The 19,920-nt window shown below is 59.4% G+C and carries 22 protein-coding genes; 14 read left to right on the top strand and 8 right to left on the bottom strand.

Features of this window, described 5'->3' with window-relative positions:
- Positions 1-122 precede the first annotated feature (122 nt).
- Both ACZRJ6_RS10000 and ACZRJ6_RS09995 read left to right on the top strand, forming a co-directional pair.
- Positions 123-590 carry a PAS domain-containing protein gene (locus ACZRJ6_RS10000; protein ID WP_463968417.1) on the top strand — a complete coding sequence of 156 codons (468 nt, stop codon included), beginning with the start codon at positions 123-125 and terminating at the stop codon, positions 588-590.
- Positions 591-648: 58 nt separating this feature from the next.
- A complete protein-coding gene (locus ACZRJ6_RS09995) occupies positions 649-1,254 on the top strand; it encodes a hypothetical protein (RefSeq protein WP_463968020.1) in 606 nt (201 codons plus the stop codon).
- 2 nt (positions 1,255-1,256) lie between these two features.
- Here the strand turns inward: ACZRJ6_RS09995 and ACZRJ6_RS09990 are convergent, their stop codons facing one another.
- On the bottom strand, positions 1,257-2,216 hold the full coding sequence (locus ACZRJ6_RS09990; RefSeq protein WP_463968019.1) for a MerR family transcriptional regulator: 960 nt from the start codon (positions 2,214-2,216) through the stop codon (positions 1,257-1,259).
- Between the two features lie 229 nt (positions 2,217-2,445).
- On the opposite strand from ACZRJ6_RS09990, the gene ACZRJ6_RS09985 reads away from it, so the two are divergent.
- From ACZRJ6_RS09985 to ACZRJ6_RS09960, 6 genes are all read left to right on the top strand, one after another.
- On the top strand, positions 2,446-3,006 hold the full coding sequence (locus tag ACZRJ6_RS09985; RefSeq protein ID WP_463968018.1) for an antibiotic biosynthesis monooxygenase: 561 nt from the start codon (positions 2,446-2,448) through the stop codon (positions 3,004-3,006).
- Positions 3,007-3,067: 61 nt separating this feature from the next.
- Entirely contained in the window at positions 3,068-3,778 is a 711-nt protein-coding gene (folM, locus tag ACZRJ6_RS09980; protein ID WP_463968017.1) for a dihydromonapterin reductase, read from the top strand.
- A gap of 20 nt (positions 3,779-3,798) precedes the next feature.
- Positions 3,799-4,359, top strand: a complete 561-nt coding sequence (gene folE / locus ACZRJ6_RS09975) for a GTP cyclohydrolase I FolE (RefSeq protein ID WP_463968016.1) — start codon at positions 3,799-3,801, stop codon at positions 4,357-4,359.
- Positions 4,360-4,361: 2 nt separating this feature from the next.
- Positions 4,362-4,733 (top strand): dihydroneopterin triphosphate 2'-epimerase, encoded by a 372-nt coding sequence (gene folX, locus ACZRJ6_RS09970; protein ID WP_003194073.1) that lies wholly within the window; start codon positions 4,362-4,364, stop codon positions 4,731-4,733.
- A 24-nt stretch (positions 4,734-4,757) separates the two neighbouring features.
- Positions 4,758-5,054: a DUF1244 domain-containing protein gene (locus ACZRJ6_RS09965; RefSeq protein WP_133101987.1), complete on the top strand. Its 297-nt coding sequence runs from the start codon at positions 4,758-4,760 to the stop codon at positions 5,052-5,054.
- Positions 5,047-5,385 (top strand): HopJ type III effector protein, encoded by a 339-nt coding sequence (locus ACZRJ6_RS09960; RefSeq protein ID WP_463968015.1) that lies wholly within the window; start codon positions 5,047-5,049, stop codon positions 5,383-5,385. The genes ACZRJ6_RS09965 and ACZRJ6_RS09960 overlap by 8 nt, the downstream gene beginning before the upstream one ends.
- Positions 5,386-5,472: 87 nt before the next feature.
- Here ACZRJ6_RS09960 and trxB read toward each other — a convergent pair whose 3' ends face one another.
- Positions 5,473-6,435, bottom strand: coding sequence for a thioredoxin-disulfide reductase (trxB, locus tag ACZRJ6_RS09955; RefSeq protein WP_133101985.1), 963 nt, complete (start codon positions 6,433-6,435; stop codon positions 5,473-5,475).
- A gap of 311 nt (positions 6,436-6,746) precedes the next feature.
- Here trxB and cysZ point away from each other — a divergent pair, with 311 nt between their 5' ends.
- Both cysZ and ACZRJ6_RS09945 read left to right on the top strand, forming a co-directional pair.
- A complete protein-coding gene (gene cysZ, locus ACZRJ6_RS09950; RefSeq protein WP_463968014.1) occupies positions 6,747-7,502 on the top strand; it encodes a sulfate transporter CysZ in 756 nt (251 codons plus the stop codon).
- 280 nt (positions 7,503-7,782) lie between these two features.
- Positions 7,783-8,967 carry a glycosyltransferase family 4 protein gene (locus ACZRJ6_RS09945; RefSeq protein WP_463968013.1) on the top strand — a complete coding sequence of 395 codons (1,185 nt, stop codon included), beginning with the start codon at positions 7,783-7,785 and terminating at the stop codon, positions 8,965-8,967.
- On the opposite strand, the gene ACZRJ6_RS09940 is transcribed toward ACZRJ6_RS09945, so the two are convergent.
- The 3 genes from ACZRJ6_RS09940 to ACZRJ6_RS09930 form a co-directional block, all read right to left on the bottom strand.
- Positions 8,954-10,057 (bottom strand): oxidoreductase, encoded by a 1,104-nt coding sequence (locus tag ACZRJ6_RS09940; protein ID WP_133101981.1) that lies wholly within the window; start codon positions 10,055-10,057, stop codon positions 8,954-8,956. The genes ACZRJ6_RS09945 and ACZRJ6_RS09940 overlap by 14 nt on opposite strands.
- A 236-nt stretch (positions 10,058-10,293) precedes the next feature.
- A complete protein-coding gene (locus ACZRJ6_RS09935; RefSeq protein WP_463968012.1) occupies positions 10,294-10,776 on the bottom strand; it encodes a glutathione peroxidase in 483 nt (160 codons plus the stop codon).
- A 135-nt stretch (positions 10,777-10,911) separates the two neighbouring features.
- The gene (locus ACZRJ6_RS09930) at positions 10,912-11,397 is read right to left on the bottom strand and encodes an FKBP-type peptidyl-prolyl cis-trans isomerase (protein WP_149411722.1); all 486 of its coding nucleotides are present in this window, start codon (positions 11,395-11,397) and stop codon (positions 10,912-10,914) included.
- Between ACZRJ6_RS09930 and ACZRJ6_RS09925 the strand changes: the two genes are divergently transcribed.
- Genes ACZRJ6_RS09925 through ACZRJ6_RS09915 form a run of 3 tightly spaced genes read left to right on the top strand, consistent with a single transcriptional unit; the run spans position 11,396 to position 14,755 of the window.
- A complete protein-coding gene (locus tag ACZRJ6_RS09925; protein WP_463968416.1) occupies positions 11,396-11,704 on the top strand; it encodes a DUF3565 domain-containing protein in 309 nt (102 codons plus the stop codon). The two genes, ACZRJ6_RS09930 and ACZRJ6_RS09925, sit on opposite strands and share 2 nt — an antisense overlap.
- Positions 11,705-11,752: 48 nt before the next feature.
- Positions 11,753-13,852, top strand: a complete 2,100-nt coding sequence (gene pta, locus ACZRJ6_RS09920; RefSeq protein WP_463968011.1) for a phosphate acetyltransferase — start codon at positions 11,753-11,755, stop codon at positions 13,850-13,852.
- A complete protein-coding gene (locus tag ACZRJ6_RS09915) occupies positions 13,853-14,755 on the top strand; it encodes an acyltransferase (RefSeq protein ID WP_463968010.1) in 903 nt (300 codons plus the stop codon). It abuts the gene before it with no gap.
- A gap of 172 nt (positions 14,756-14,927) precedes the next feature.
- Here ACZRJ6_RS09915 and cysN read toward each other — a convergent pair whose 3' ends face one another.
- The 3 genes from cysN to ACZRJ6_RS09900 all read right to left on the bottom strand — a co-directional run bounded on the left by cysN (position 14,928) and on the right by ACZRJ6_RS09900 (position 18,646).
- Positions 14,928-16,826, bottom strand: coding sequence for a sulfate adenylyltransferase subunit CysN (gene cysN / locus ACZRJ6_RS09910; RefSeq protein WP_463968009.1), 1,899 nt, complete (start codon positions 16,824-16,826; stop codon positions 14,928-14,930).
- A 9-nt stretch (positions 16,827-16,835) separates the two neighbouring features.
- A complete protein-coding gene (gene cysD / locus ACZRJ6_RS09905; RefSeq protein ID WP_133101974.1) occupies positions 16,836-17,753 on the bottom strand; it encodes a sulfate adenylyltransferase subunit CysD in 918 nt (305 codons plus the stop codon).
- Between the two features lie 134 nt (positions 17,754-17,887).
- Complete coding sequence (locus tag ACZRJ6_RS09900; RefSeq protein WP_350616566.1) at positions 17,888-18,646, bottom strand: Nif3-like dinuclear metal center hexameric protein; 759 nt, start codon at positions 18,644-18,646, stop codon at positions 17,888-17,890.
- A gap of 102 nt (positions 18,647-18,748) precedes the next feature.
- Between ACZRJ6_RS09900 and algW the strand changes: the two genes are divergently transcribed.
- Positions 18,749-19,903: a Do family serine endopeptidase AlgW gene (gene algW / locus ACZRJ6_RS09895; protein WP_463968008.1), complete on the top strand. Its 1,155-nt coding sequence runs from the start codon at positions 18,749-18,751 to the stop codon at positions 19,901-19,903.
- Positions 19,904-19,920: the final 17 nt, after the last annotated feature.

The raw sequence follows: 19,920 nt of genomic DNA, 5'->3' as shown, positions 1-19,920 counted from the left end.
GGGATATTAACAGCTGGCGCGAAGGTTTCAGTGAATGCCATCCACTATTCAATGATGACAAGTGGACAGGCCGCTGACGTGCCTTAAACTGCACACTCCATAAACAAACCATGGGCCGCTCAATGATTAACGCCCAATTGATGCAAATGGTCATCAACGCCTCCAACGACGGCATCGTCATCGCCGAAAAGGAAGGCAAAGACAAACCATTGATTTATGTAAACCCCGCCTTCGAACGCTTAACCGGCTACACCAGCGAAGAAGTCCTCTACCAGGACTGCCGCTTCCTGCAATCGGGCGATCGTGACCAGCCCTCGCTGATGGCCATTCGCGAAGCACTGGATACCGAAGGCGCCTGCCGGGAAATCCTGCGTAATTACCGCAAGGACGGCACGCATTTCTGGAATGAGCTGTCGTTATCAACGGTTTACAACCAGGCCGATAAACAGACTTACTTCGTTGGTGTACAAAAAGACATCACGGTTCAAGTCAAGGCCCAGCAGCGTGTCGCGCAACTGGAAAGCCAGCTGGCCGCCGTTACAGCCGAACTTTGCGCACTCAAAGCGACGAGCGGATCTAACAAAACTTAGAAAATGCGGTCATTAGAGCGATAATCGATTTTTCCACGCATTCCCTTGAGCCAGATCAATGCAACGCGACGCGCTATTGACGCAGGACGAGCTGGATTTTATCCAGACCATGCACCATAACCCGCAATTGAATGTGCGGGACGCGTCGTCGAGCCTGATGGTCAATGGCGGTGCGCAGATTCGTGATCTGCTCACCCGCCTGGCGGCCCATGAACACGTCACCATCCAGGCGCAATTCGATAACCAGCAAATGACCTTTCCGCTGCAACTGGTGGAAGACGAGTTTAATGCCGTACACCTGCGCTTGGGCGTGCCGAGCATTTTCGAAGACGGGCCGATGATTCGGCCGTGGCGGTTGCTGCTTGAGGAGCCGGTGGCCCTGGAGAACATCAAGGGCCAGCCCGGCGTGCTGCTTGTTCATGAGGTGTCGTTCAAAGGGGTGCTGGTGGAAGCCCGAGGCCGGAGCAAACCGCCGAAAACCTTTTCTTTGTGGTTCAGCCCTTCAGGCTACGAGCGTATTGCCCTGCGTGGCACCTTTGAGCGAGAAAACGCCCAGGGCTTGTTCGCCTACCGCTTAAGCCAGGGGGACGCAGACGAAACCGAACGCCTGCGCCAGTTCATTCTGCAGCAACACCGCCTCGCCCACCCTGAAGTTCACGCCTGATCTCAGGTGTCCAGGGTACCGCCGAGAAACTGCTGCAAGCGCCGCTGCATCAATCGCCCTTCATTGCCCAGGCAGCCGATGGACGAACCAGCCAAGTAGTGCTCAGCCAGGTCCGAGGCATCGCCAGCCAACAGCAACGGGCAATTGAGGGTCAATGCCAGCCGACTCAAGCGTTGCGGCAACTCGCTGGTCGGCGAATGGTTGGAAAACACTACCAAGGCTTGCGGCCGGGTCTTTTCACAGATCAGCGTCAACTCATCAAATGGCTGGCCCATGCTCAGTACGCGAACCGCCAACTCGTCACCGCCCATCAATACACCGGCTACGAGCAACTCCAGTTCACGGCATTCACCAGCAATGACTGCCAGCAATATCCGCGGCGCTTGGGAGGCACATGCCAGTTGCAGGCGCTGCCAGGTCCGGGCACGCAAGAAACTGTCGAAAAACAGCCACTCGCTGGCCTGGCCAAAACGGCCCTGATGGCGCAACAGCTGGTGCCAGAGAGGCATCAGGATGTCCTGAAACACCACTGGCGCGGGGTAAGCGGCAAAAATCTGCCCGTACAGGCGGTCCAACTGCCGATCATCAAAAGAGCCGATGGCCTGCTGCAGTTGCAGTTGCCACTGAGTCCACTCGTGATATTCGGCGTCTTCCCGGACGTTGCGCGGTGACAGGTCTGGCCCATCGCCGCTAGCGAGAATCTTGCCCACCTTACTGACCGCGACGCCGCGCTCAATCCAATCGAGAATACGATGGACGGTCTCAATATCGTCCCGGGAATACAATCGATGCCCGCTTTCGGTGCGCACCGGCTGAATCAGGCCGTAGCGTCGCTCCCACGCCCGCAGCGTGACCGGGTTGATTCCTGTCAATCTCGCTACTTCACGAATCGGGAACAGCTCATCGCCATTGGATGTGCCGCCATGCGCAGTTTCAGGTTGAAGAGCAGTGATTACGGGCATCAGTGAACACGAACACCAGGGGGAAAGTTGGATCCCATTTAACGCCTTACACCTGTCGGTTTCAAGGTCCTGGCCCAACCGACCAATGCCGCTGGTGTATTTCGTCAATTCAGGAATAATCCTTGCTAGGTTTTTAAAACCAGAATTTTAGCGCAGCCGCTCTACCCCGCAGCTGCGTCTGGTGCGCCACCTACCCGGTACCGTGCGCCCATACATATGGAGATACACAATGTCTACCCTACCCGTTACCTTGATGGTCGCGCGCCGCGTGGCCAAAGGTCGCTATCAAGACTTGATGGCCTGGTTGCGCGAAGGCGAGCAATTGGCCACTGACTTCCCCGGCTATCTGGGCTCCGGCGTGCTTGCACCGCCTCCCGATGACGACGAATTCCAGATAATCTTCCGTTTTGCCAATGAGCAGACCCTGCATGCCTGGGAGTTCTCCGCCTCGCGCGGCGCCTGGCTTGGCCGTGGCAGCGAGTTGTTCGCCGACCCGTCGGAGCATCGAGTCCGCGGCATGGACGGCTGGTTTGGCGCGATCGGCCAACGCCCCCCGCGCTGGAAGCAGGCAGTTGCCATCTGGCTGGCATTTTTCCCGGTGTCGCTGTTGTTCAATTTCGGGCTTGAGCCGTTGCTCGCCGAACTGGGGCTGTTGAGTCGCGTACTGGTCAGCACCCTGGCGCTGACGCCGTTGATGGTCTACCTCTTTATCCCGCTGTCGACTCATCTGTTGGCGAGTTGGTTACATCCCGCGCCATTGCGGGTAAAACCCACTGAAGCAGCGGTTTGAGCTAGTCCGCAACTGGCCGGTCGCTGGTATAGTTTTAGCCTGCCAGCGACCCGAGCCTCCCATGACCTCATCTCCCGCCCCGATCCTGATCACCGGTGCCGGCCAGCGTGTCGGCCTACATTGCGCTTTACGCCTGCTGGACGAGGGGCAGCCGGTGATTTTCAGCTATCGCAGCGAACGTCCCGGCGTACAGGCCCTGCGCGATCGCGGCGCGATTGCCTTGTTTGCCGACTTCTCCTGCGAGGCCGGCATCCTTGCCTTCATCGATGAACTGAACGCTCATACCAGCAGCCTGCGCGCGATCATTCATAATGCCTCGGCCTGGGAAGCAGAAACGCCCGGCGATGAAAGCCGGGCCTTTGCTGACATGTTCAGCGTGCACATGCTTGCGCCGTACCTGATCAACCTTCATTGTGCGCACTTGCTGCAACGTTCCATACCGGCCGACATCCTGCATATCAGCGACGACGTGACCCGCAAGGGTAGCCGCCAGCACATCGCCTATTGCGCCACCAAGGCCGGGCTCGACAGCCTGACCTTATCCTTTGCCGCCAAGTACGCGCCGCAGATCAAGGTCAACGGCATCGCGCCGGCAATGGTGATGTTCAACGAAGACGACGACGCGGCCTACCGCGCCAAGGTCCTGGGCAAGTCGGCACTGGGCATCGAGCCCGGTCCCGAAGTGATTTACCAGAGCGTGCGTTATCTGCTGGATAACCCTTATGTCACCGGAACGACCCTGACCGTCAACGGCGGGCGACACATCAAATAAGCCGCTTGCGAGGATGCTGTATGACTTTATCCCTGCCTCAGCACTACCGTGAGATTCTCAAGGGCCTGGGTGAAGACCCGGAACGCGAAGGCTTGCTCGACACGCCAAAACGCGCGGCCAAGGCCATGCAGTACCTGTGTCATGGCTACACCCAGTGCATTGATGAGATCGTCAACGGTGCGTTGTTCGCTTCCGACAGTGACGAAATGGTGATCGTCGCCAATATCGAGTTGTATTCCCTGTGCGAACATCACCTGCTGCCCTTTATCGGCAAGGCCCATGTGGCCTATATTCCGACGGGCAAGGTGCTGGGGCTGTCGAAGATTGCGCGCCTCGTGGACATGTTCGCTCGACGCCTGCAGATTCAGGAAAACCTCACACGGGAAATCGCCGATGCTATCCAGGACGTTACCCAGGCCGCTGGCGTGGCGGTGGTGATTGAAGCCCAGCACATGTGCATGATGATGCGCGGCGTGGAAAAACAGAATTCAACCATGAACACCTCGGTGATGCTCGGCGCCTTCCGCGAGTCGAACACCACCCGCATGGAGTTCCTGCAACTGATTGGACGGAGCAAGTAGCAATGCCACAACTTCAGCCAGGCATGGCGCGCATCCGGGTCAAGGACCTGTGCCTGCGTACCTTTATCGGAATCAACGAGGATGAAATCCTCAACAAGCAGGATGTGTTGATCAACCTGACCATCCTGTACGCCGCCCAGGAAGCCGTACGCGACAACGATATCGACCACGCGTTGAACTACCGCACCATCACCAAGGCCATCATTGCCCACGTGGAAGGCAATCGCTTTGCCCTGCTGGAGCGCCTGACCCAGGAACTGCTGGACCTGGTGATGAGCAACGAGTCGGTGCTGTATGCCGAAGTCGAAGTCGACAAGCCCCATGCGTTACGTTTTGCCGAGTCGGTGTCGATCACCCTCGCGGCGAGTCGCTAAGCCCTTACATTCGCAGTGAGCATTATGAACGATCAACAACGCCTTGAACTTGAAGCCGCCGCCTTTCGCCGCCTGGTCGCACACCTGGACAGCCGCAAGGATGTACAGAACATCGACCTGATGAACCTCGCCGGTTTCTGCCGCAACTGCCTGTCCAAGTGGTACAAGGCCGAGGCCGATGAGCGCCAGATCGAGGTCAGCCTCGATGACGCCCGTGAAGTGGTGTACGGCATGCCGTACGCCGAATGGAAAGCCCAATACCAGCAAGAAGCCAGCGCCGAACAGCACGCGGCGTTCGCCAAGGGAAAAACCCATGACTGACCTGAACGCCCTGCGCGCCAGCCTCAATAGCGGCGAACACGTCTTGGCCGACACCTTGGCCTTTGTCGCCGCCGGCTACGATTACCAACCACAGGCCTTCACCAACGCCAGTGTGGAAAACGCTGCTGGGCAGAACGAAGGTTCTTGCAAGACCCTGGGCCTGGCCTTGTTGGAAGGCTTGAGCGATCAGGAAACATTGCTGGCGTTTGGCGAGCATTACCGGTCGGTGCTGGCCACGCCTGAGGGCAGTGACCATGGCAATATTCGTGCATTGATTGAGCATGGGTTGGCGGGCGTGAAGTTTGCCACGCAGCCTCTGACTCGCCGTTGAATGATCGCTCCCACGCGGAGTGATCAAAGCATCAGATCGTGCGCATAAAAAAACCGGCCTCGCAGCCGGTTTTTTTATTTCAACGATTTAGAACGCAGCGTCCTTCAACCCGTCGAGGTAACGCTCGGCATCCAGTGCCGCCATGCAACCGGCGCCGGCGGACGTAATGGCCTGGCGGTAAATATGGTCAGCCACATCACCGGCGGCAAAGATGCCTTCGATGTTGGTCGCAGTGGCATTGCCTTCACGGCCGCCCTGCACCACCAGGTAACCGTCTTTGGCGGTCAGCATACCTTCGAACAACGAGGTGTTCGGGGTGTGGCCGATGGCGATGAACACACCGTCGACGGTCAGCTCGTCGAAACTGCCATCGTTGTTTTTCAGGCGGGCACCGGTCACGCCCATGTTGTCGCCCAGGACTTCATCCAGGGTGGCGTTGAGCTTGAGGATGATCTTGCCTTCAGCAACCCGTGCATGCAGCTTGTCGATCAGGATCTTCTCGGCGCGGAAGGTCTCGCGACGGTGAACCAGGGTCACGGTGCTGGCGATATTGGCCAGGTACAACGCCTCTTCCACGGCAGTGTTGCCGCCACCGACTACGGCAACCGGTTTGTTGCGATAGAAGAAACCGTCGCAGGTGGCGCATGCGGAAACGCCCTTGCCCATGAACGCTTCTTCTGACGGCAGGCCCAGGTAGCGGGCACTGGCGCCAGTGGCGATGATCAGCGCGTCACAGGTATAGACGCCGTTGTCGCCGGTCAGGCTGTAAGGCTTTTTCGAGAAGTCGACCGCGTTAATGTGGTCAAAGACGATCTCGGTCTCAAAGCGTTCGGCGTGTTCTTTCATGCGCTCCATCAGCACCGGACCGGTCAGGCCATGGACGTCGCCCGGCCAGTTGTCGACTTCGGTGGTGGTGGTCAACTGACCGCCCGCTTGCATGCCGGTGATCAACAGCGGCTTGAGGTTGGCACGGGCAGCGTAGACGGCAGCGCTGTAACCGGCAGGGCCGGAACCGAGAATAATCACTCGCGAATGACGGACTTCAGACATGACTCACTCCTATCGACCGCCCCGAGATACTTGAGCGGAACGCCGGCAGACCGGCTGGAATAAAAAAGGACTGCGAAGCACTTGGGGAAGGCTTGAACTCGCAGGCCCTGAAAAATAATGGGTGCAGCGTATCGAGGGGGGCAAGATTAAGGAAATACGGAATAACAATCCAGCTCATAGGTGGTCTCTATGCTGCCACGTCTATTAATCAACCGGTTTGTTACCGTTAATGTCGACGTACCGGCCGTGCTTTCGCCTTGAATGCAAAGCCGGTAAGGTCAGCGCGTTCGTCACCTTGCCCGGAGTCATCCATGCCCGCCCCCGTTCTCTCAGGCCCACAATACCTGCGCGAAGGTCTCAAACTGATCCTCAGCCCAGGCCTGCGCCTATTCGTCCTGCTGCCCCTGGCAATCAACCTGATACTGTTCGTCGGATTGATCTATTTTGCCGGCCATCAGTTCAGCCTGTGGGTCGATACGCTGATGCCGACCCTGCCAAGTTGGCTGAGCTTCCTGAATTATCTCCTATGGCCGCTATTCGTGGCGCTGGTGGTGCTGATGGTGTTCTTCACCTTCACCATGCTTGCCAACATCATTGCCGCACCGTTCAACGGCTTTCTCGCGGAGAAGGTCGAAGTGGTGGTGCGTGGCACCGATGACTTCCCAGCCTTCAGCTGGGCCGAGCTGTTCGCCATGGTCCCGCGCACCCTGGCCCGGGAAATGCGCAAGCTAGGCTACTTCCTGCCGCGGGCCATCGGCCTGTTTATCCTGTCGTTCATTCCGGTGGTCAACCTGGTGGCCGCACCGCTGTGGCTGCTGTTTGGGGTGTGGATGATGGCAATCCAATACATCGACTACCCGGCGGACAACCACAAACTGGGCTGGAACGAAATGCTCGCCTGGCTGCGTGAAAAACGTTGGCAGAGCATGAGTTTTGGCGGGATCGTCTACCTGGTGTTACTGATCCCGGTGGTCAACCTGCTGATGATGCCGGCGGCGGTGGCCGGGGCGACCTTGTTCTGGGTGCGTGAGCGCGGCGCCGAGGCGATGACGGTGGAAAAGCGCTGACCTGCTTGCTTGATCTGGATCATGGTGACAATCCCATATCTGAAACATGGTTATTAAAACTATAAGCCTGTGGGAAGCGCACCCTGTACAGACCGTTGATGCTGATGCTCGGATTGATGCTGGGAGGCGAGGCCAGGGGAGCTGTAGCCGCCAGCGAACCTATCTTGCCGGTGCAACCGGCGAAGACACCGTTTAACTGATCCAGTTGCCGGGCCACGACGTCATAAATCCATCATCTTAATGACACAATGACGACATGGCCCGCGCCGACACTGGTGTCATGACGACAGCTTCCCTGCACATCACCCTCATTACTGAAACCTTCCCGCCGGAGATCAATGGGGTGGCCAATACCCTTGGCCGCCTGTGTGACGGCTTGCGCGCGCGCGGGCATCAGGTGGAGCTGGTCCGGCCGCGCCAGGGCAGCGACCAAAGCCGTGCCAGTGACGAAGGCCTGTTGCTGTGTCGCGGCTGGCCGCTGCCTGGGTATCCAGGCCTGCAATGGGGGCAATCATCGATGCACAAGCTGCTGCGCCGCTGGAAACGCCAACGCCCGGATGTGTTGTACATCGCCACCGAAGGCCCGTTGGGCTTGTCGGCCCTGCGCGCGGCACGGCGTTTGGGAATCAGCGTGGTCAGCGGTTTTCACACCAACTTCCAGCAGTACACCCGCCAATATGGCCTGGGCATGTTGAGCCGGGTGTTGACCCACTACTTGCGCTGGTTTCACAACCGCTCGACCCTGACCCTGGTTCCCAGCGTCAGTCAGCGCCTGGAACTGGAGCGTCGTCACTTCGAGCGCCTGGAACTGTTGTCACGGGGTGTCGACAGTCAGTTGTTTCATCCGGCCAAGCGCGACAATGCCTTGCGCGAACGCTGGGGCCTGGGGAACGAGGACATTGCGGTGCTGCATGTCGGACGCCTCGCGCCAGAGAAAAACCTGGGGCTGCTCAAACGCTGCTTCGATTCGCTGCAGGCCACTTATCCACAGCGGCAACTTAAGCTGATCATCGTCGGTGACGGGCCCCAACGAGAAATGCTGAGAAAAGCGCTGCCCGAGGCAATTTTTTGCGGGACTCAACGCGGCGAGGAACTGGCTCGGCACTATGCCTCGGGGGATCTGTTTCTGTTTCCCAGCCTGACCGAAACCTTCGGCAATGTGGTGCTGGAAGGCATGGCCTCAGGGCTCGGTGTGGTGGCTTACGACCAGGCGGCCGCCACCCAGCATATTCGCCATGGCTACAGTGGCGTGCTGGCGATGCCAGGGGATGAGGAAGCGTTTTGCGACGCAGCCAACTGGCTGCTGGAAGAACACGAGAGTTTGCGGCGGGTGCGGCTCAATGCAAGGCAGCATGCCAGCCGGCAGGGTTGGCCAGCGATTATCGAGCAGTTTGAACGACAGTTGCGCGGGGTGTGTGAGGACGGGCAGCAACTGCCCGTCCTGCCGCCACTTACACCAAAGTAGTCAACGCTTCACGGCTGAACGGCAAAATATCGCCCTCACGCCCTTCGCGCACCTTCACCGCCCAGTCCGGGTCCACCAGCAGCGCACGGCCGACGGCTACCAGGTCGAACTCATCGTTGTTCAGACGTTCCAGGAGCTTTTCCAGGCTCGCCGGCTGCGCGATCTTGTCGGTGTTGACCATAAATTGCAGGAACTCGCCGTCCAGGCCGACGCTACCCACGGTGATGGTTGGCTTGCCGGTGAGCTTGCGGGTCCAGCCGGCCAGGTTCAGTTCGGAGCCTTCGAACTCTGGCTCCCAGAAACGGCGGGTGGAACAGTGGAAAATATCCACGCCCGCGTCGGACAGCGGCTTGAGGAACTCACCCAGCGCTTCAGGGGTTTGCACCAGCCGCGCGGTGTAATCCTGCTGCTTCCACTGGGAGAAACGCAAAATGATCGGGAAATCCGGTCCCACTGCGGCGCGGGTCGCTTGAATCAACTCAATGGCAAACCGCGAGCGATTTGCCAGGCTGCCACCGTATTCGTCGGTGCGCTGGTTGCTGCCTTCCCAGAAGAACTGGTCCACCAGGTAACCGTGGGCACCGTGGATTTCCACGCCGTCCATACCGATGCTCTGCGCATCCTTGGCGGCCTGGGCGAAGGCGGCGATGACTTCCTTGATGTCCTGGACCGTCATGCCATGGACCACAACGTTGCCGTCCTTGAGTTTTTCGGTCGGACCATAAGCTGGCACGCTGGCATCAGGCTCAGTGCCGATGCGGCGTACGCTACCCACATGCCACAGTTGCGGGACGATTTTGCCGCCTTCGGCGTGCACGGCATCGACCACTTTTTTCCAGCCGGCCAGCGCTGCCTCGCCGTAAAAGTGCGGGACGTTCGGGTAACCGTTGGAGGCTTGATGCCCGACCACGGTGCCTTCGGTGATGATCAGGCCCACACCCGCGGCAGCGCGACGACGGTAGTACTCGATCACCTTGGAATTAGGGACGCCGCCCGGTGAAAACGAGCGGGTCATCGGCGCCATGACCACGCGAGTCGATAGTTGCAGTGCACCGAGCTGGAAGGGTTTGAACAAAGCTTGGACAGGCATGGGAGCACTCCACGGGAGAGGGATTTTATGACATGGATAATATGGAGTGTGCGCAGTGCTGAACAGCACTATTGATTGCAGTGATTAAGGGGTAAAAGCAGGGCAATTATTGTAGGAGCGAGCTTGCGTCGGGCGGCGTTCCGACGATGAACTCAAGGACGCCGCGTTCATTCAGGTACCACGCGTTATCGTTAACGTCCATCGCGAGCAAGCTCGCTCCTACAGTGAGGTTGTGTTCAGTTCAGGGCTTTCTCGATGGCCTGGACCACGGTCGGATCATCAGGTGCAGTACGCGGTGAGAAGCGCGCCAATACCCGGCCATCTTTACCCAGCAGGAATTTTTCGAAGTTCCAGGTGATATCCCCAGGAAACTCGGCACCCTCGCCCGCCAGCAGCCGGTACAACTGGTGACGCTCAGGGCCATTGACCTCAAGCTTGCTGCCCAACGGAAAAGTCACGCCGTAGTTGAGGCTGCAGAACGCCTGGATTTCTTCCTCGGTGCCTGGCTCCTGACCGGCAAATTGATTGCACGGCAGACCCAGCACGGTAAAACCCTGGTCTTTGTATTGCTGATAGAGGTTTTCCAGCGCCGCATATTGCGGTGTCAAACCACACTTGGAGGCCACGTTGACCACCAGCACGACTTGCCCCTTGAAGGGCGCCAGAGGCAGCTCCTGACCATCCAGGGCTTTGAGTTTAAGGTCGTGGAAAGCACTCATGACGAACTCCGATTTCCCATGTTCTTCGCAAAACGGCAGTTCGAGATTACAACCGCCAAGTCGGCAATAATAGCCGCCGATTAAAAAAGGCGCCCGAAGGCGCCTTTATCCAACTGACAGAGCGTAGCCCATCAATCAGTGGTGGTGACCGCCTTCGCCGTGAACGTGGCCGTGGGCCACTTCTTCCTGGGAAGCATCGCGCACATCAACGATCTTGACCTGGAAGGTCAAGCGCTGGCCTGCCAGCGGGTGGTTGCCATCGACGGTAACGTCATCGCCGTCCAGGTCGCGGATGGTGACGATCTGCATCTGGCCGTCCGGAGCGGATGCGTGGAACTGCATGCCCACTTCCATCTCGTCGACGCCTTCGAACATGCTGCGGCTCAGGGTGCTGACCAGTTCGGCAGCGTATTCGCCATAGGCATCTTCAGGTTCTACGGCAACGGTCAGTTCATCACCGACCTTCTTGCCTTCCAGGGCCTTTTCCAGGCCTGGGATGATGTTACCTGCACCTTGCAGGTAGACCAGCGGCGCGCCGCCGGCGGAGCTGTCGATGACCTCACCAGCGTCGTTGGTCAGGGTATAGTCGATGGAGACAGCCTTATTGGCGGCGATCAGCATGGGGCGAGACCTTTTGCATAAGAATGAAGAACGGACAAGTCTAAACAAGGATTTGCCCGAAAGCGAACAGAACCCGGACGGACGGAGTCGATCAATAGACTCGACGGTCATCGGTTTTCATCAGGATGAAGACCAACATTGGGTCGCCGAGCTTTCCTGTGGCCACACCCAGCACCTGCGCCACCAGCCACCCTGGCAATCCCGGGCCTGGGTACAAGATCGCGCACAACGTCTGGAAAAAATAGGCCAGCGCTTTGACTGTGGCTGGTGCGCGCAGGGCTCAGTTAGGGATAACCTTAGGGATTGAAGTTCGGTTACAGGCCAGACATAGGCTTGAACCCATCAGAGAATTCGCATGCAGACTTTTTTTATCGCGCCCACCGATTTCGGTGTGGGTCTGACCTCCATCAGCCTTGGGCTGGTGCGTACCCTTGAACGGGCCGGGCTGAAAGTCGGCTTTTTCAAACCGATTGCCCAACCGCACCCCGGCGACACCGGGCCGGAGCGCTCCACCGAACTGGTGGCCCGCACCCACGGCCTGAAGCCGCCCCAGCCCCTGGGCCTGGCCCATATCGAGCGGATGCTCGGCGACGGCCAGCTCGATGAGCTGCTGGAAGAAATCATCACCCTTTACCAACAGGCCGCCGTGGGCAAGGACGTGCTGATCGTCGAAGGCATGGTGCCGACCCGCAGCGCCAGCTATGCGGCTCGGGTCAACCAGCACCTGGCCAAAAGCCTGGATGCCGACGTGATCCTGGTCTCGGCCCCGGAAAACGACGTGCTCACCGAGCTATCGGGCCGCGTGGAACTGCAGGCCCAACTGTTCGGCGGGCCGAAGGACCCGAAAGTCCTCGGTGTGATCCTCAACAAGGTGCGTACCGACGAAAGCATGGAAGCCTTCGCCGCGCGCCTCAAAGAGCATTCGCCATTGCTTCGCAGTGGCGACTTCCGTCTGCTGGGTTGCATTCCCTTCCAACCGGAACTCAACGCCCCGCGCACCCGTGACGTCGCCGACCTGATGGGCGCGCAGATACTCAACGCCGGGGATTACGAAACCCGGCGCATGACCAAGATCATCATTTGCGCGCGCACCATGCGCAATACCGTGGAACTGCTCAAGCCCGGCGTATTGGTGGTGACGCCGGGGGATCGCGACGACATCATCCTCGCCGTCAGCCTCGCCGCCATCAACGGCGTGCCATTGGCCGGCCTGCTGCTGACCAGCGACACCCTGCCCGACCCTCGGATCATGGACCTGTGCCGTGGCGCGTTCCAGGCCGGGCTGCCAGTGTTGTCGGTGAGCACCGGCTCGTACGAGACCGCCAACCAGCTCAACAGCCTGAACAAGGAAATCCCGATTGATGACCGCGAGCGCGCGGAGATCATCACCGACTTCGTCGCCAGCCAGCTGGACGCCCGCTGGCTGCACCAGCGCTGCGGTACGCCACGGGAAATGCGCCTGTCGCCGGCGGTGTTCCGCTATCAGTTGATCCAGCGCGCCCAGGCGGCCAACAAGCGCATCGTTTTGCCGGAAGGCAGCGAACCGCTGACCGTGCAGGCTGCGGCGATCTGCCAGGCGCGGGGTATTGCCCGATGCGTGCTGCTGGCCAAACCGGCGGACGTGGAAGCGGTGGCTCGCGCCCAGGGCATCGAACTGCCCGAAGGGCTGGAGATTCTTGACCCCGACCTGATTCGCCAGCGTTATGTCGAGCCAATGGTGGCCTTGCGCAAGAGCAAAAGCCTCAACGCACCGATGGCCGAGCAGCAGCTTGAAGACACCGTGGTCATCGCCACGATGATGCTGGCGCTGGATGAAGTCGACGGCCTGGTCTCGGGCGTCATCCACTCCACCGCCAACACCATCCGCCCAGCCCTGCAGCTGATTAAAACGGCGCCGGGCTGCACCCTGGTGTCGTCAGTATTCTTCATGCTGTTCCCCGAGCAGGTGCTGGTCTACGGCGACTGCGTGATGAACCCGCACCCAAGCGCGGCGGAACTGGCGGAGATCGCCCTGCAAAGCGCCGACTCGGCCGCCGCCTTCGGCATCACCCCGCGCGTAGCGATGATCAGCTATTCCAGCGGTGACTCGGCCAGCGGCGAAGAGGTGGAGAAAGTCCGCGAAGCCACCTTGCTCGCCCATGAAGCGCAAGGCTCGCTGCTGATCGACGGCCCGTTGCAGTACGACGCCGCAGCCAACGAAACCGTCGCCCGCCAACTGGCGCCCAACAGTCTGGTGGCGGGCAAGGCCACGGTGTTCGTGTTCCCGGACCTGAACACCGGCAACACCACCCACAAGGCGGTGCAGCGCAGCGCCGATTGCGTGAGCCTTGGCCCGATGTTGCAAGGCCTGCGCAAGCCGGTCAATGATCTGCCCCGTGGGGCCCAGGTGGACGACATTGTCTACACCATCGCCCTGACCGCAATTCAAGCCGCCAACCGACCTATGGATGTCTAAATGCTGGATTTTCTACCTCCCGCCGTGCGCGGGGTGATCGCCTCGCTGTTACTGGCGTTGAACACGATCCTGCTGTGCTCGTTCCTGTTTATCGTAGCGCTGTTCAAGGTGCTGCCGTTCGCCCAGCGCTTCAGCGAGTGGCTGATGAATCACACTCACGAAGCATGGATCAGTAATAACAAGGCCTGGATGAATCTGGTGCAGCGCACGCGCTGGCAATTGACCGGGCTTGAAGGGCTGGATTATCAGCATTCTTATCTGGTGACCAGCAACCACCAGAGCTGGGTTGACATCATGGTGCTGCAGTACGTGCTCAACCGCCGTATTCGCCCGCTGAAGTTTTTCCTCAAGCAGCAATTGATCTGGGTCCCCGTGATCGGCCTGGCTTGGTGGGCGTTGGGCTTCCCGTTCATGAAGCGCTATACCAAGGCCTACCTGGAAAAATATCCGGAGAAGAAAGGCAAAGACCTGGAAACCACCCGCAAGACCTGCGCGAAGTTTCGCCACAACCCGGTGGGCATTTTCAACTTCGCCGAGGGCACGCGGTTTACTGAGGGCAAGCATGCCCAGCAGAAGTCACCGTTTCGCTACCTGCTCAAGCCCAAGGCCGGCGGCATTGCGTTTGTGCTGGATGCCATGGGTGAACAACTGAAGTCGCTGGTGAACGTGACCATTCACTACCCTGGCGGGCGGCCCGGCTACTGGGATTTGCTGTGTGGCAATGTGCAGGATGTGGTGGTGCAGTTCGAAGAGGTGCAGATCCCGGCCGAGTTCATTGGCAAGAATTATGAGCAGGATGGGGAGTATCGGTTGCAGTTCCAGGGGTGGATCAATGGGTTGTGGGAAGAGAAGGATGCACTTCTGGAGAAGCTGCACCGCGAATTTCCCGCGCGCCCTTTGTAGGAGCAAGCTTGCTCGCGATGGTCGTTAACGATAACGCTGTTAGCCTGACACCCAACGGCGCTTTCGGGTTTTTCGCGAGCAAGCTCGCTCCTACAAATGATCTAGGCTGAATACATGAAAAAGCCCGCCACCGATCACTCGGTGGCGGGCTTTTTTAGTACGGATCTAAAGCTTAGATCGCGCCGCGCTGACGCAGCAGCTCCAGCACTTGTTTGACGCTTTCTTCCAGCGACAACGCCTGGGTGTCGATCACCAGATCGGCATTCAACGGCACGTCGTACGGGAAGGATTCGCCAGGGATGTTATCCCCGCCCGCCGCATACAAGCCTTGCGGATCACGCTCGGCGCATACCAGCGGCGACGCCTGCACATACACCGTCAGCAGACGATCAGCACCAATCAGCGCCTTGGCCTGTTCGCGGCCTTCGGAATCCGGGGCAACGAAGGCGGCCAGGGTCAGCAAGCCAGCTTCGTTGAACTGACGCGCCACGTGGGCGGCACGACGCCAGTTCTCGGTACGCCCGGCACGATCCTGTGGCAGACCTTTATTCAGGTCATGGCGCAGGTTCTGGCCATCGAGCACAAACACCGCACGGCCCAAGTCGAACAGCTTGCGCTCAACCGCATAGGCCAAGGTGCTTTTGCCTGCGCCGGACAGGCCGCTGAACAACACGGTGGCTGGCTCCTGGCCGAAACGCTGGGCACGCTCTTCAGTGGCCACATGAGCCAACTTGCCGTGCTGCGCCGCGCTGCCATGAGTCACCGGCTGGGCGATAATCATGCCTGCCGCGACGGTGCCGTTGGTCAAACGGTCGATGACGATGAACGAACCAGTGGTGCGGTTGCTGGCATAACCATCAAGGGCGATGGCGGCATCGAGGCTGACCTTGACCCGGCCGATCTCGTTCAACTGCAAGGCACTGGCCGGCCCTTCGGCCAGGGTGTTCACGTCGACACGGTGGACGATGCTGGTAATGGAACCTGGCACGTAACTGGTGGCGCGCTTGATGTCGTATTTCTTGCCCGGCAGCATCGGTTCTTCAGCCATCCACACCAGCATGGCGTCGAAGGCGTCGGTCACTTGCGGCACGTTGTCGGCATGCACCAGCAGGTCGCCACGGGAGATGTCGATCTCGTCTTCCATGGTCAGGGTCACGGCCTGGCCGGGGCCTGCGTGTTCCAGTTCACCTTCGAAGGTGACGATGGATTTGACGCGGCTGCTCTTGCCCGACGGCAGCACAACGACTTCGTCGCCCTTGTGCACGATACCGCTGGCCAGGGTGCCAGCAAAACCACGGAAGTTCAGGTTTGGACGGTTGACGTACTGCACCGGGAAACGCAGGTCGGTGTAGTTACGATCGTTGGCGATCTCGACGGTTTCAAGGATCTCCATCAGCGACTGGCCGGTGTACCAGGGCGAGCGCTCGCTCTTGTTCACCACGTTGTCGCCCTTGAGCGCCGACATCGGCACAAAGGCCATGGTGCTCGGCTTGAAGGCGATGCCATCGGCAAACTTCAGGTAGTCGGCCTTGATCGACTCGAACACGCTTTCATCAAAGCCGTTGAGGTCCATCTTGTTGATCGCGACGACGATGTGCTTGATGCCCAGCAACGAGGCGATAAAGCTGTGGCGACGGGTCTGGGTTTGCACGCCGTAGCGGGCATCCACCAGGATGATCGCCAGGTCACAGGTGGAAGCACCAGTGGCCATATTGCGGGTGTACTGCTCATGGCCAGGGGTGTCGGCGATGATGAATTTACGCTTGGCGGTGGAGAAATAGCGGTAAGCCACATCAATGGTGATGCCCTGCTCACGCTCGGCCTGCAGGCCGTCGACCAGCAACGCCAGGTCGATATCGTCACCGGTGGTACCGACTTTCTTCGAATCGCGGGTGATGGCTTCCAGATGGTCTTCGTAGATCATCTTGGAGTCGTGCAGCAGGCGCCCGATAAGGGTGCTCTTGCCGTCGTCGACGTTGCCACAGGTCAGAAAGCGCAGCATTTCCTTGCGTTCGTGCTGGCTCAGGTAGGCGAGGATGTCCTCGCTGATCAAATCAGATACGTGCGACATGACAACCCCTTAGAAATAACCCTGACGTTTTTTGTCTTCCATGGAGCCGGCGCCATCGTGGTCGATGACACGGCCCTGGCGCTCGGAAGTTCGCGTCAGGAGCATTTCCTGGATGATATCTGTCAGCGTCTCGGCTTCAGACTCCACCGCGCCCGTCAACGGGTAGCAGCCAAGGGTACGGAAACGTACTTTCTTTTTGACGATACGGGCTTTGTCTTCGTCGGACAGATGCTCGAGGATGCGCTCGTCGTCGATCATGATCAGCGTGCCGTTCTTCTCGATCACATCGCGTTCGGCGGCGAAGTACAGCGGCACGATCGGAATGCCTTCAAGGTAGATGTACTGCCAGATGTCCAGCTCGGTCCAGTTGGACAGCGGGAACACGCGGATCGACTCGCCCTTGTTGACGTTGCCGTTGTAGACGTTCCACAACTCAGGGCGCTGGTTTTTCGGGTCCCAGCGGTGCTTGCTGTCGCGGAATGAGTACACGCGCTCTTTGGCACGGGATTTCTCTTCATCGCGACGGGCGCCGCCGAAAGCTGCGTCGAAACCATACTTGTCGAGGGCCTGCTTCAGGCCTTCAGTCTTCATGATGTCGGTGTGCTTGGCGCTGCCGTGGGTAAACGGGTTGATGCCTTGCGCCACACCGTCAGGGTTGACGTGGGTGATCAGTTCCAGGCCCAGCTCTTCGACCATACGGTCGCGGAACGTGTACATCTCCTGGAATTTCCACTGGGTGTCGACGTGCATCACCGGAAACGGCAGCTTGCCGGGGAAGAATGCCTTGCGCGCCAAGTGCAGCATCACGGCGGAGTCTTTACCGATCGAGTAGAGCATCACCGGATTATCGAACTCGGCGGCGACCTCGCGGATGATGTGGATGCTTTCCGCCTCCAGCTGTTTCAGATGCGTCAGTTTGTCGACCATGGCTACTCACGAAAACGATCTTATGGACGGCCAGCGGGCCGTGTTCGAGCGAGGCATGCTAGCACAGCACCTGCTTCTAATCAGGGAGCTGGCTAGATCGAAACGATATATGAATATGCCGCTGGGTTTGGCCCTCAAATCGGGTTGGGGCAGTCAATGAATATATGTTCCAGGGCAAAGCGCCTTGCCAGGTAATCCCCCAGCGCCTGCACCCCATAGCGCTCGGTGGCATGATGCCCGGCTGCAATAAAGCTGATGCCGTTTTCCCGAGCACTATGGAACGTCTGCTCAGAGGCCTCACCGCTCAGGTACAGATCGACTCCCGCCAGCACGGCCTGATCGATGTAGCCCTGGCCACCGCCGGTGCACCAGCCAACGCGGCGGATCATTTCGCTGCCTTCGATCAACAACGGCTCGCGGCCCATGGCTTCCTGCACGCGGCGAGCGAAGTCACGGGGCGACACGGGCTCTGCCAGGGAACCAACCAGGCCGACGACCTTGAGGTTGTCCGGGTCCAGTGGGCCTTCGACGGTGATATCCAACTGCCTGGCAAGCTGCACGTTGTTGCCAACCTCCGGGTGCAGATCCAAAGGCAGGTGATACGCCAGCAAGCTGATGTCGTGCTTGAGCAAGGTCTTGAGGCGGCGCTGTTTCATGCCGGTGATGCACGGGTTTTCGCCTTTCCAGAAATAACCGTGGTGCACCAGCACCAGATCGGCCTGGGCTTCAACCGCTGCGTCCAGCAATGCCTGGCTGGCGGTCACGCCGCTGACGATGCGCAGCACTTGCGGCCGGCCCTCAACTTGCAGGCCATTGGGGCAGTAATCGGCAATTTTTGCGCTGCCTAGGTAGCGATCTGCTTCTTCTACGAGGGTGCTCAGGGCGACGGCCATAAAAGACTCCTAAATATCCCGTTCAGAGGCGCTCGCGGCCTCGTATAATGCGCCACATTATGGGCGCTCCCGCGCCCCCTGCAACCTGTCAGGATTTGCTTAATGCTCAAGGCACTGCGTTTTTTTGGATGGCCATTGCTGGCCGGCGTGCTGATTGCCACGCTGATTATTCAGCGTTATCCCCAATGGGTCGGCCTGCCGAGCCTGGACGTCAACCTGCAACAGGCACCGCAAACCAGCGCGGTGCAACAGGGCCCGGTGACCTATGCCGATGCGGTGACCGTCGCAGCGCCAGCCGTGGTCAACCTGTACACCACCAAAGTCATCAACAAACCGCCGCACCCTCTGTTTGAAGACCCGCAGTTCCGGCGTTTCTTCGGTGACAACTCGCCCAAGCAGCGGCGCATGGAATCGAGCCTCGGCTCCGGAGTGATCATGAGCCCGGAAGGCTACATCCTCACCAACAACCACGTGACCACCGGCGCCGACCAGATCGTCGTCGCCCTGCGTGATGGCCGGGAAACCCTGGCCCGCGTGGTCGGCAGCGACCCCGAAACCGATCTCGCAGTACTGAAAATCGATTTGAAGAATCTGCCGTCGATCACCATCGGCCGCTCCGAAGGCTTGCGGGTCGGTGACGTCGCATTGGCCATCGGCAACCCGTTTGGTGTCGGCCAGACGGTGACCATGGGCATCATCAGCGCCACCGGGCGCAATCAACTGGGCCTCAACAGCTACGAAGACTTTATCCAGACCGACGCCGCAATCAACCCCGGCAACTCCGGCGGCGCGCTAGTGGATGCCAGCGGCAACCTGACCGGGATCAACACCGCAATTTTCTCCAAATCCGGTGGTTCCCAAGGCATCGGTTTCGCGATCCCGGTAAAACTGGCCACCGAAGTGATGAAGTCAATCATTGAGCACGGCCAAGTGATTCGTGGCTGGCTGGGGATTGAAGTGCAGCCGCTGACCAAGGAGTTGTCAGAATCCTTTGGTTTGACAGGGCGGCCAGGAATCGTCATCGCGGGGATCCTGCGGGGTGGCCCGGCCGAGAAAGCCGGCATGCAGGTCGGCGATGTGATCCTCAGTATCGACGGCGAACCGGCTGGTGATGGCCGCAAGTCGATGAACCAGGTGGCGCGGATAAAACCCACCGAGAAAGTTGCCATCCTGGTGATGCGCAACGGCAAAGAGATCAGGCTGTCGGCAGAAGTCGGGTTGCGGCCGCCGCCCGCACCGGTAAAAGAACAGGAGTAAGGGTAAAACTCCAAAGA

The sequence above is a fragment of the Pseudomonas sp. C321 genome, from assembly GCF_055407105.1.
The sequence above is the reverse complement of the archived record's forward strand: the minus strand, read 5'-3'. Positions and strand labels throughout refer to the sequence as shown.